Source organism: Muricoccus radiodurans (genome assembly GCF_050154705.1).
Taxonomy (GTDB): Bacteria; Pseudomonadota; Alphaproteobacteria; order Acetobacterales; family Acetobacteraceae; genus Roseomonas; species Roseomonas radiodurans.
The window spans coordinates 2,307,501-2,318,354 of the sequence record NZ_CP189561.1 but is presented as its reverse complement, the minus strand read 5'-3'; the positions used below and the strand labels follow the sequence as shown (position 1 = coordinate 2,318,354).

General features: G+C 67.0%; 12 protein-coding genes. 7 read left to right on the top strand and 5 right to left on the bottom strand.

Annotation, left to right across the window (positions count from 1 at the left end; translation table 11 throughout):
* Positions 1 to 2: 2 nt before the first annotated feature.
* From ACP6CK_RS11370 to mnhG, 4 genes are read left to right on the top strand one after another with little or no spacing between them, the layout of a single operon-like run.
* Complete coding sequence (locus ACP6CK_RS11370; RefSeq protein WP_426959027.1) at positions 3 to 1,589, top strand: monovalent cation/H+ antiporter subunit D; 1,587 nt, start codon at positions 3 to 5, stop codon at positions 1,587 to 1,589.
* Complete coding sequence (locus ACP6CK_RS11365; protein ID WP_426959025.1) at positions 1,586 to 2,071, top strand: Na+/H+ antiporter subunit E; 486 nt, start codon at positions 1,586 to 1,588, stop codon at positions 2,069 to 2,071. Before ACP6CK_RS11370 ends, ACP6CK_RS11365 begins: the two co-directional genes overlap by 4 nt.
* Positions 2,068 to 2,349: a K+/H+ antiporter subunit F gene (locus ACP6CK_RS11360; RefSeq protein WP_426959023.1), complete on the top strand. Its 282-nt coding sequence runs from the start codon at positions 2,068 to 2,070 to the stop codon at positions 2,347 to 2,349. Before ACP6CK_RS11365 ends, ACP6CK_RS11360 begins: the two co-directional genes overlap by 4 nt.
* Positions 2,346 to 2,774: a monovalent cation/H(+) antiporter subunit G gene (gene mnhG, locus ACP6CK_RS11355; RefSeq protein WP_426959021.1), complete on the top strand. Its 429-nt coding sequence runs from the start codon at positions 2,346 to 2,348 to the stop codon at positions 2,772 to 2,774. Before ACP6CK_RS11360 ends, mnhG begins: the two co-directional genes overlap by 4 nt.
* 359 nt (positions 2,775 to 3,133) lie before the next feature.
* On the opposite strand, the gene ACP6CK_RS11350 is transcribed toward mnhG, so the two are convergent.
* Together ACP6CK_RS11350 and ACP6CK_RS11345 are read right to left on the bottom strand one after the other, a co-directional pair.
* Positions 3,134 to 4,342: an MFS transporter gene (locus ACP6CK_RS11350; protein WP_426959019.1), complete on the bottom strand. Its 1,209-nt coding sequence runs from the start codon at positions 4,340 to 4,342 to the stop codon at positions 3,134 to 3,136.
* 138 nt (positions 4,343 to 4,480) lie between these two features.
* On the bottom strand, positions 4,481 to 4,927 hold the full coding sequence (locus ACP6CK_RS11345) for a VOC family protein (RefSeq protein WP_426959017.1): 447 nt from the start codon (positions 4,925 to 4,927) through the stop codon (positions 4,481 to 4,483).
* Between the two features lie 417 nt (positions 4,928 to 5,344).
* Between ACP6CK_RS11345 and ACP6CK_RS11340 the strand changes: the two genes are divergently transcribed.
* Positions 5,345 to 5,716, top strand: a complete 372-nt coding sequence (locus ACP6CK_RS11340; RefSeq protein ID WP_426959015.1) for a nuclear transport factor 2 family protein — start codon at positions 5,345 to 5,347, stop codon at positions 5,714 to 5,716.
* 1,015 nt (positions 5,717 to 6,731) lie between these two features.
* Here the strand turns inward: ACP6CK_RS11340 and ACP6CK_RS11335 are convergent.
* The 3 genes from ACP6CK_RS11335 to ACP6CK_RS11325 are packed head-to-tail and all read right to left on the bottom strand — an operon-like array spanning position 6,732 to position 9,793.
* A complete protein-coding gene (locus tag ACP6CK_RS11335; protein ID WP_426959013.1) occupies positions 6,732 to 7,082 on the bottom strand; it encodes a RidA family protein in 351 nt (116 codons plus the stop codon).
* 21 nt (positions 7,083 to 7,103) lie between these two features.
* The gene (locus ACP6CK_RS11330; protein WP_426959011.1) at positions 7,104 to 7,382 is read right to left on the bottom strand and encodes a DUF4387 family protein; all 279 of its coding nucleotides are present in this window, start codon (positions 7,380 to 7,382) and stop codon (positions 7,104 to 7,106) included.
* Positions 7,383 to 7,411: 29 nt separating this feature from the next.
* Positions 7,412 to 9,793 carry a transketolase gene (locus tag ACP6CK_RS11325; protein WP_426959009.1) on the bottom strand — a complete coding sequence of 794 codons (2,382 nt, stop codon included), beginning with the start codon at positions 9,791 to 9,793 and terminating at the stop codon, positions 7,412 to 7,414.
* A 130-nt stretch (positions 9,794 to 9,923) separates the two neighbouring features.
* On the opposite strand from ACP6CK_RS11325, the gene ACP6CK_RS11320 reads away from it, so the two are divergent.
* A complete protein-coding gene (locus ACP6CK_RS11320) occupies positions 9,924 to 10,394 on the top strand; it encodes an Lrp/AsnC family transcriptional regulator (RefSeq protein ID WP_426959007.1) in 471 nt (156 codons plus the stop codon).
* 222 nt (positions 10,395 to 10,616) lie between these two features.
* A complete protein-coding gene (locus tag ACP6CK_RS11315) occupies positions 10,617 to 10,805 on the top strand; it encodes a hypothetical protein (RefSeq protein WP_426959006.1) in 189 nt (62 codons plus the stop codon).
* Positions 10,806 to 10,854: the final 49 nt, after the last annotated feature.

Below are 10,854 nucleotides of genomic sequence, written 5' to 3'. Positions count from 1 at the left end.
GGATGCAGCACCTTCCGATCTTGCCCATTGCCGTTCCGCTGTTGGCGGGCGCGATCATGATCGCCTTGGAGGATCAGCGCGGCCAGTTGCGGGCCGCGCTGGGCGTCGCCTCGGCGCTCGTGCTGGTGGTCATCGCTGCGGTGCTCGCATGGCAGGCGGCCGGAGGCACGATCAGCCTCTATCGCCTGGGCAGCTGGCCCGTCGCCTTCGGCATCGTGCTGGTGGTGGATCGGTTGACAGCGCTGATGCTCGTGCTGACAGCCGTGCTGGGACTCTCCGCGCTCCTCTTCTCCCTCACGCGCTGGCAGCGGATGGGGCCGCAGTTCCACGCGCTGTTCCAGTTCCAGCTCATGGGCTTGAACGGCGCCTTCCTCACCGGCGACCTGTTCAATCTCTTCGTGTTCTTCGAGGTGCTGCTGGCCGCCTCCTACGGCCTGGCGCTGCACGGCTCCGGCGTCGCCCGCGTGAAGGCGGGGCTCCACTACATCTCCATCAACCTCGCGGCATCGCTGCTGTTCCTCATCGGCGTGTCAATGATCTATGGCGTGGCGGGGACGCTGAACATGGCGGACCTTGCCACCCGCATCCCGGAGATGCCGCCGGAGAATCGTCCCCTGCTCGAGGCTGGAGCCGCGATCCTCGGCATGGCCTTCCTGGCCAAGGCGGCGATGTGGCCGCTGGGGTTCTGGCTGGGTCCAACCTACGCGGCCGCCAGTCCGCCGGCCGCCGCCATCTTCTCGCTGATGAGCAAGGTCGGCGTCTATGCCGTGCTGCGCTTGTCGCTGCTGCTGTTCGGCGAGGCGGCCGGGGCCTCCGCCGGTCTCGGCAGCACCTGGCTGCTGGTCGGGGGCATCATGACGATCGGCTTCGGCGCCGTCTCCGTGCTCGCGACCCAGGATCTGGTGCGCCTCGCGGGGGCCTGCGTGGTCATCTCGTCCGGGACGCTCCTGGCGGCGGTCGGCGCGGGGCAGGTCGCGGTGACCGGCGGGGCGCTCATCTACCTCGCGAGTTCCGCGCTCGCGATTGGCGCCCTCTTCCTGCTCATCGAACTGCTGGAACGCGGTCGCGAGATCGGCGCTGACGTGCTGGCCGTCACGCTGGAAGCCTTTGGCGATGACGATCACGATGATGACGCGGAGGCGAACGAGGTCGGTACTGCCATTCCCGCCACCATGGCGGTCCTCGGGGTCGCCTTCCTGTGCTGCGCCCTGGTGCTGGCCGGATTGCCGCCGCTCTCGGGCTTCATCGGCAAATTTGCCATGCTCAGCGGAATCCTGAACCCGGATGGGCTGGGCCGTGGGCCGGCGGATCTCCCGGTCGGCGGCTGGGCATTGCTGGTGGCGCTGGTGCTCTCGGGCTTCGCCACGGTGCTGGCAATGACGCGCGCCGGGATCCGCAGCCTCTGGATGTTCCCCCGGAGCGCGCCGGTCGTCGGAGTGGTGGAAATCGCTCCGGTGCTACTGCTGATTGGGCTCTGCATCCTCATGACGGCCGCCGCCGGGCCAGTGACGCGCTACATGCAGGCCACCGCGGCCTCCCTGCACGCGCCGCAGGATTACATGCGCGGCGTGCTGGGAGCCCCACCATGAGGGCGTTTCTGCCCCACCCGCTGGTGTCGGCGGGGCTGTTCGTCATGTGGCTGCTGATGGAGCAGACCGTGCGGCCGGGTCCGGCGCTGGTCGGGATCGTGGTGGCGCTGGCGGGCGGGTGGACTCTCTCGCTGCTGCGCCCCAGGCAGGCGCGCGTCGGTCGCCTGGGCGTCATCCTGCGCCTCGCCGGGCATGTGGCGGTGGACGTCATGCGCTCCAACATCGGCGTCGCGCAGGTGATCCTGCTCCGGCGCAAGGACCGGCGTTCCGGCTTCATCTGGATCCCCCTGACTTTGCGGGACCCGCAGGCGCTGGCGGTTCTGGCCGTGATCCTGACGGCGACGCCCGGAACGGCCTGGATCGAGTACAACGCGGAGAAGGGCTGGCTGCTGCTGCATGTGCTCGATCTGGTCGATGAGGCCAGCTGGGTCCGCATTGTCAAGGAGCGCTATGAGCGACCGCTGATGGAGATTTTCGAATGAGCGAGCTCGTGCTGCACTGGTCCCTCTGGGCGGCGCAGATCATGCTGGGAATGGCCTTCATCTGCTGCGCGTGGCGCGTGGCCCGCGGACCGCGAGCGCAGGACCGGGTGGTCGGGCTGGACACGCTCTACGTCAACGGCATGCTGCTGCTGCTCACCTTCGGTATCCGCTCCGGCACCGACGTCTACTTCGAGATCGCTCTGGTCATCGCGTTGTTGGGCTTCGTCAGCACGGCCGCCTTGGCGAAGTTCCTGATGCGCGGGGAGGTCATTGAATGAGCCACGCCGCCGATTTGCCTCTTTGGGTCGCCGTCCCGGTTGCGCTGTTCCTCTTGCTCGGGGCAGGGTTGGCCCTGACCGGCGCCATCGGCCTGCTCAGCCTGAGAAGCTTCTATGATCGGCTGCATGCGCCCACCATCGGTACATCTTACGGCATGGGATTCGTGCTGCTGGCCTCGATGCTCTTTTTCTCCGTCCTGCAGAGCCGGCTGGTCGTGCACGAGCTGCTCATCGGCTTTTTCGTTGTGATCACCACGCCCGTGACACTCATGTTGGTTGGTCGTGGTGCGCTGCACCGAGACAGGCTGGAAGAGGCCGCCCCAGGGTCGCCACCTACCGTGACAGCCGGAGGTCGGAGTCCGCCGCATCTCGAGGTGCAGCGCCACGGTTCCGGAGCTGCGGGGGTACATGTCGGCCGCCCTTAGAAGGACACGCGTGATGATGCCACAGAGTAATGGGGGTAACGGGATCGCGGGGCACCCGCTTCATTGGCCGACGAAGCTCCACAGATGGCTTCTACAGCGGAAAGACAGCCAGTCACGGCCAGGGCCGAGCTCGACGAAAGTACCGAGACCGCGCAGGCCCGCAATCCCGGCGACGATCACGGTCGCCGGCTTTCGGGAGGTGCCTATGGCTCTCCAACTTTGTGACAGGCTAAGTACGGCGCCTGCTTAGTCTCTCCTACGCGTCGCCGCGTCGGCAACGCTTTCCGGACGATCTCTCGAAGCCGTTTGGCCCAAGATTGCGGCGCATCAGCAGTAAGATCGGACCGTGGCACCCTGCTCTACGCTACAGCCACCTCCCTCTGCTTCTTAGGAAACGGTCGGAATGCGGATAGGATGAGCATGGCCGCCAGTCCCGTGCCCCACGAGCTGACATACATCGGCGCGTAGCTGTCGAACTGGTCGTAGATCAGGCCGCCCAGCAGGGGGCCGGTCGACATGCCCAGGCTGCCGGCCATGGCCGTGCCGCCGATGATCGTGCCCATCATTCGCAAGGGGAAGTTCTCACGGATGATGACAGCGTAGAGCGGCATCGTGCCGGCGTAGATGAAGCCGACGATCACTGCGACGGCGTAGAAGCCGCCGAGATCACTGACAAAGGCATAGGCGAGCACGCCAAAGGCCTGAGCCAGCAATCCGAGAGCAAGAACGGGCTGCGCACCGAAGCGATCGCCTGCGAGGCCGAATCCGATGCGTCCGAACAGGCCCGCCAGTCCCTCGACGCTATAGATCGACACGGCCGCGATCAGCGGTATGCCGCAGGTCACCGCGTAGCTCACAGTATGGAATATCGGGCCGGAATGAGTGGCGCAGCAGAAGAAGTTCGCCAGCATCAGGGTGATGAACTGGGGCGAGCGCACCGCCCACCGGACGGTCATGCCCGGCTGCGGCTCGGCCGCTGCGACTCCTGTCCTCTCGTCGAAGAGCGCCGGCGGCCGGCGCACGAGCAGCGCCGCGGGGATCATCAGGGCGGCCACGATGCCGGCGATGATGAGCATGGCCGCGCGCCAGTGATGGAGGGAAACCAGCCAGGCTGCGAGCGGCGCCATCGTCATCGGGGCCATCCCCATGCCGGCGGAAACGAGGGAGACTGCCAGGCCGCGCTGCGTGTCGAACCAGCCGGTCACGCACGCCATCATCGGGGCAAAGATGGCTGCAGCCGCCGCGCCGATCAGAAGGCCGAACAGGAGCTGGAACTCGACCAGCGATCCGGCCCTGCTGGCGAGCGCCAGGGCCAACGCGAGCACGGCCGACCCCGTGAGCACCACCGGGCGAGCCCCGTACCGGTCGGAGAGACCGCCACAGACCATGCTCGCCGCTGCCATGGCGAGAAAGCCGATCGTCATGGCCATCGAGATACCGGTGACGGACCAACCCATGTCCTGTGACATCGGCCGCAGAAAGACCGGCAGCGAGAACATCGCGCCGCCCGCGACGCAGCCCAGAAGGCCGCCCGCCGCGACGATCACCCAGCGATAGGGATGGTTCATGGTCCTCTCCGGGATATGCCCTGCGACACGCCCACCGCCGTTCAGGCAGGAGCATGCCATTGACACCCGGAGGACGCAGCAACCTCCGCACGCCCGACATCAGGATGCATTTCTCCGTCCGCCATTTCGGACTCGGGATCAGCCCTGTGGCGGCCTCCATCCGGCCGAGGGGATGGTGTTCACCATCCACGGCACGCCGAACCGGTCGATCAGGGAGCCGAAACCGGGTGACCAGAAGGTTTCGCCGAACGGCATGACCGACCTGCCGCCCTCGGACAGCTGCTCGAACCAGCGCTGACCCTGCGCCTTGTCCTCAGTGTGAAGGGCGACATCGAAGCCGTTCTTCGGCTTGTTGATGTTAGGGGCCCACGCGGTGTCCATGTCGGCGCCCATCAGCGCCTGGTCGCCGACCTCGAGCCAGCAGTGCATCAGCCAGGTCCTGTACTTCTCGTCGGTGATCGGCATACCCGGCGGTGCATCGCCATAGGGGATGGCCGCGGTGATCCTTCCACCCAAAACCTCGGCGTAGAACTCGAACGCTTCTCGGCACTGGCCCTGGAAGCTTAAACTGGTCACGATTTTCATGGTTGTCTCTCGCCGTCGTTGATGCCGCGGAGGGACATGCGAGGTGAGGCAGTCCACCCGCATAATCCCGACTCTGCTGCCTTTATGTTGATATCAACCTTCCTCGGCCATGGTGTCAAGCCTGCAGAAGCATGGGCGTGGGAGCGATCCCGCGGGACCAAGCTCCCGGCGTGTGACTCCGGCCCGTAGGATGTCTTGGAGCGGACTTGACGGCACCTCTGGCCGAGACATCATGGCTTTGCGTGATGGATTACCGAGCTCTGTACGAACGACGCCGATGCTGTGAGACCCGCGGCGGCGTTGTCGCGCGCGCATGGCTCGTGTGGCCGGGCGGATAAGCCGCTTCAGGCACATCCCATCTGCGGACGTGAACACCCCGCGACAGCCGTCGCGGGGTTTTGTTTTTCGAGGCCCCTGATGAGCAGCACCGAACCCGACGACGTCGCCCATCCTGTGCGAATGCAGCTGGAGGCGTACAATGCCCGCGACATCGACGCCTTCATGCAATGGTGGGCGGATGACTGCCAGTATTATGCCTTCCCCTCCACTTTGCTGGCCGATGGAGCGGCAGCCATCCGCGAGCGTCACATCGAACGATTCAAGGAGCCAGCCTTGTTTGGAAAGCTTCTGACAAGGATCGTCGTCGGCAACGTCGTCGTGGACCACGAGACGGTCCAGCGGACCTTCCCGGAGGGCCCGGGCGAGGTGGACGTCATCTGCACCTACGAGGTCGAACGCAGAAAGATCGCCAGGGCATGGTTCAAGATGGGTGAGCGGAGGCTGCGCTGAAGACTGCCTGGAGCCTGTGAGCGGGCGAGTTCACTCGTTCGCTTCGGGGCGGGACTAGCCTTCTCTGGGCGGAGGACAGGCGATGCTCGAATTTCTCGGAGAGACGATTGGCGAAGGCGTCTGATCGGACGTCCACGCCTGGGCCCCCGGTCAGGTCGTCAGGCTCGTCAAGGTCGGGTTCCCGTTCCGGCACAGATCGTGGGAAGCGTAAGTGACCCGGGCCGTCCGTGCCCCGGCGCCAGAGATCCTCGGTGGGGTCAACCTGGGGGCGCTTCGGCATTGTGCTAGAGCGCCTCGACAGGCGGGCCCTGCTGGACTTCTCGTGGAGCGGCGCCATGTCGCTCGATGCGGTCGGATCAGCTCTCGCCACCATCGGTGCGTCCGTTGACAATCTGACCCCGCCGTCGGAGGTGTCCCGCCTGCGCGAGAGGAGGGGGAGGCCATTTGTGGCTCTCACACGGGATCCTTCCGGAGCGCATCGCCGCAGGCATCCTCGCCCTGATCGAGTGGTTTCCGCCGGGGACGGGCGGGGCCATGGCGACATCTATCCCGGCAAGGTGATCATGACCGAGAATGGTCCCATGCTGGTCGATGGTGTGGGACGACCCGCGCGCCCGTCGGGCTTGATCTCGCCTGCTGTCACGTCATCAACAGCGAACTCGCCCCGGCATTCGTCGTCGACCCGGAGCGGCTGCACGCGAACGCTGTGCAGTCCGAGCATGCACGGCTGGTCGTCCCGTCCCTCGTATCGCTGACGACGGCGAACGAACTCTATCGGCCCGTGATCCGCGTTGTTGTCCGCTTCGGGACAGTAGGAGCCCAGCAGGGCGGGAAGAATTGGTCCAACGCCTTGAGGCAGCCCTGGATTCGTGAGGCCGACCGGTTTGGCCTCCGGCTCCCTGTTCACACGGTGCCCCAATGCATGGACCGGATCGGGGGGGCTGTCGCGGAGGTGAACCCCGTCGGCCTTATCGCGGTGCGCCCGGCTGCGAAGGCCAGGGCGCACCGCCCGAGATCAGCGTGCCGCGATAGCCATGATCTCAACCCGGATGTCCGGCGCGGCCAGTGCCACCTGACCGCAGCAGCGGGCCGGCGTGCTGCCCTGCACCACCCAGGCGTCGTAGACCGCGTTCATCGCGGCGAAATCCGCCATGTCGGCCAGCCAGATCGTGATGTTTAGGACTTTCGACTTGTCGGTGCCAGCCGCAGCCAGCATCTCGTCGATCTTCGCCAGCACCTGCCGGGTCTGGCCGGTGAGGTCTGCAGCCCGGTCATCCGCCGTCTGCCCGGCCAGGTAGACGGTGTCGCCATGGATGACCGCCCGGGAGCGCCGGGTGTTCTGGTCCAGTCGGATGATATCGGCCATGTCCGTGTCGTCCTCTCTTGCTTAGCCGGCCGGGACCACGATGCCCGTCAGCAGCACGTGTTGCTGACAGCCATAGACGTCCGTGTCCATCAGGTCGCCCGAGGACACCGGGCGGCGGATGATAATCTTGAAGTCCAGCGCCGCATCAAAGGGCTTGCAGACCAGCAGGTCCTCGGGCGGCAGGCGGTAGGCGGCCGCGATCCGGCCGGCCTCGATCGCCCCGCACCGCATCCCGCGCTGCACCAGGTGGCCGAGCCGCATCCACACCCTGAAGCCCTGAGAGTTGGTGACGACCGACACCAATCATCGACCGTCTGAACCCCTGCGCCTCAGGACACCTGTCGAAGGTGACGCAACGGGCGGCCTGGGGCGATGGACTGCGCCGCGGCGGCGATGCTCTCCGCATCCATGCCGTTCAGTCGGTAGAGATCGGTGATGGTACCCGTCTGGCCGAAGCGTTCCACGCCCAGCGCACGGGTGCGGTGCCCCTCGACCGCACCAAGCCAGGCCAGCGTGGCCGGATGGCCATCTAGTACCGTCACCAGCCCGCAATGCCTGGGCAGCGGCGCCAAAAGGCGCTCGATGTGGCTGCGGACTGCAAGATCCCCCGCGTCGCGCGTCCGCTGTGCCGCGAGCCAGCCGCCATGCAGGCGGTCGGCGGAGGTGATGGCGAGCAGGCCGACGTCACGCCGGTCCTCGGCCAGCAGACCGGTCGCCGCCACGGCCTCGGGCGCGAGGGCGCCGGTGTAGGCGACGACCACCTCGGCATTCGGCCCCGGGCGGCGCAGCCAGTAGCCACCGGACAGAATGTCGGCCTCCAGGGACGCGTCCATGCGGCGCTGCGGCTGCTCGAGGCTGCGGGTGGAGAGCCGGAGGTAGGCAGCACCACCCGCCCCGTCGCGCAGGAGGTCGTCCGGCTCGGGCGTGCCGTGGCGCTGCAGGTGCTCGAGGGCGAAGCGCAGCATCACTGCCAGCTCGTCTACGAAGGCGGGCTCGAAGCTCGCCAGCCCGTCCTGCGACATCCCGATCAGGGGCGTCTTGATGGATTGGTGCGCGCCGCCCTCTGGCGCGAGCGTCACGCCCGAAGGCGTCGCGACGACGATGAAGCGCGCATCCTGATAGCAGGCGTAGTTCAGCGCATCGAGCCCGCGCTCGATGAAGGGGTCGTAGAGCGTTCCCACTGGCAGCAGACGCGCGCCATGCACCGCATGAGACAGGCCGAGCGCGGAGAGCATCAGGAAGAGGTTCATCTCCGCGATGCCCAGCTCCAGGTGCTGCCCACCCGGTGACGCCTGCCAGTTGAACGTCGAGGGAATGCGCTCCCGTCGGAACAGGTCGGCCATTTCCTCGCGCGCGTAGAGCCCGCGCCGGTTCACCCAGGCCCCCAGATTCGTCGAGACGGTGACGTCTGGCGAGGTGGTGACGATGCGCCGAGCCAGCTCCGTTTCTCCCTTGGAGATCTCATGCATCAGCAGGCCGAAGCCCTGCTGCGTCGACATGATGGGCTGCGCCGGAAGAGCCAGCGCCGGAGGGACCGGAATGGCGGGCGGCCGGTGAGTGCGAGAGGCGGGCTGTGCGAAGGGCACCGAGGCCAGGAAGTCGTGCAACGCCGCCTCCGGCAGGCTCGCCCCCTCGAAGGGGTCCCATTCATGACCAGGGCGGACCCCCATCCCGGTGCGGAAGCCCTCCATCTGCGCGGGGGTGAGGAGCCCCGCATGGTTGTCCTTGTGGCCGGCCAGCGGCAGCCCGGCGCCCTTGATGGTGTAGGCGATGAAGCAGGTCGGCCGGTCATGGCGCCGCGCGGCCTCGAAGGCCTCGACCAGGGTGGGCAGGTCGTGCCCGCCGAGATTGCCCATCAGCGTTGCGAGCTCGCCGTCGGTGTGGCGCGAGAGCAGGGCGGAGACGTCACCCTGGTCTCCGAGGTCGTCCATCAGGCGCTTGCGCCAGGCGGTGCCGCCCTGGAAGGTCAGGGCGGAGTAGAGCTGGTTGGGGCAGGCTTCGATCCACGCGCGAAGGCGCTCGCCGCCGGGTTCGGCGAAGGCCGCGCGCTGGAGCGTGCCGTGGCGGAGCACGACGACGTCCCAGCCGAAATTGCGGAAGGTGGCCTCCAGGCGGGACCAGAGCCCCTCCCTCACCACGGCGTCCAGGCTCTGGCGGTTGTAGTCGACCACCCACCAGGTGTTCCGGAGCCCGTGCTTCCAGCCCTCGGCCAGGGCCTCGAAGATGTTGCCCTCGTCCATCTCCGCATCGCCGAGCAGGGCGATCATGCGCCCTTCCACCCCCGTGCCCCAGCCCTTGGCGCGGACGTAGTCCTGGGTCAGGGAGGAGAAGAGCGTCTGCGCCACACCGAGCCCGACGGAACCGGTGGAGAAGTCCACGTCGTCCGTGTCCTTCGTACGGGAGGGATAGGATTGCGCGCCGCCAAGGGCGCGGAAGTTCTCCAGCTTCTCGCGGGTCTGCCGGCCCAGCAGGTACTGGATAGCGTGAAACACGGGCGAGGCGTGCGGCTTCACCGCCACCCGGTCCTCCGGTCGGAGCACGGCGAGGTAGAGCGCTGTCATGATCGTCGCCATCGAGGCGGAGGAGGCCTGGTGGCCGCCGACCTTCAGCCCGTCCGAGTGCGGCCGGAGGTGGTTGGCGTTGTGAATCGTCCAGGTGGCCAGCCAGAGCACCTTTCGCTCCAGCTCCGACAGGGCGCGTATCCGGTCCATCGCCATGCTTTCCCCCGCTTTCATGATCGCCAGAATAGGCCCGAACCTCTGGGTGTTTCTGCCCAATGTTGCCTCTGCACCGGCTGTTTATGGCAGGATCTGCTATGAAGCCGCCCTGGAGAGTCGGAAAATGGCCGAACGGCTGATCGATGCGACGGACCGGCGGATCATCGCCGCCCTTCAGGTGGAGGGGCGGCTCACCATCCAGGAGCTGGCAGACCGATGCGGCCTGTCTCCCTCACCCTGCCTGCGCCGCATGCGAGCTTTGGAAGCGGCGGGGATCATCCGCGGCTATGCGGCTGTGATCGATCAGGCTCGGGTCGGCCTGCCGGTAAGCGTCTTCGCCTCGGTCAAGCTCGAACGCCAGCGCGAGGAGGCGCTGGACCGCTTCGAGGCGACGGTGGCCCGCTGGCCCGAGGTGATGGACTGCTACCTCATGACGGGGCAGCGGGATTACCTGCTGCGGATCGTGGTGCGCGACATCGAGGCTTACGAGCGCTTCCTGAAGAACAAGCTGACGCGCCTGGAAGGCGTCGCCTCCATCGAATCCAGTTTCGCCCTGGGACAGGTGAAGCGGTCGAGTGAGTTGCCGATCGATTAGGGGTGTCTACCGCCACGACCCCGTCGCGCGCACGCGCCTGGCCCGACCTTCCCACCATCGGCGGGGCGCTACCCGGCTACGCGGCGGAGCTCTGGTATACCATCGCTGCGCCGGCCCGCACGCAGAAGGTCGTCGTGACAGCGCTGGAGACGGCGGCCTCTGTCTGGATCTCAAGGACCTGCCTGGGCTGGACGCCCTGTTCCGCGTGCTGAGGACGCCGACGTGCTAGTGGAGAATGACCGCCGGGCCGTGCTCGCTGCCTTCGGGCTCGCGCCGGGCATGCTGCGGCGGTGTTTCCCGCGCCCCGTCATCACGAGCATCTCCTCGCAGGGAGAGGACGAGCCGGAGCTTTCCCGGACCACGAACACAGTTCGCGGAAGCGGGCATGGACGGCGCGCGAGAGAGGGTTAGCATCGCCGTGCAAATGCCGGCGCGATCTTGGGACCGGATCGCGCGGTCC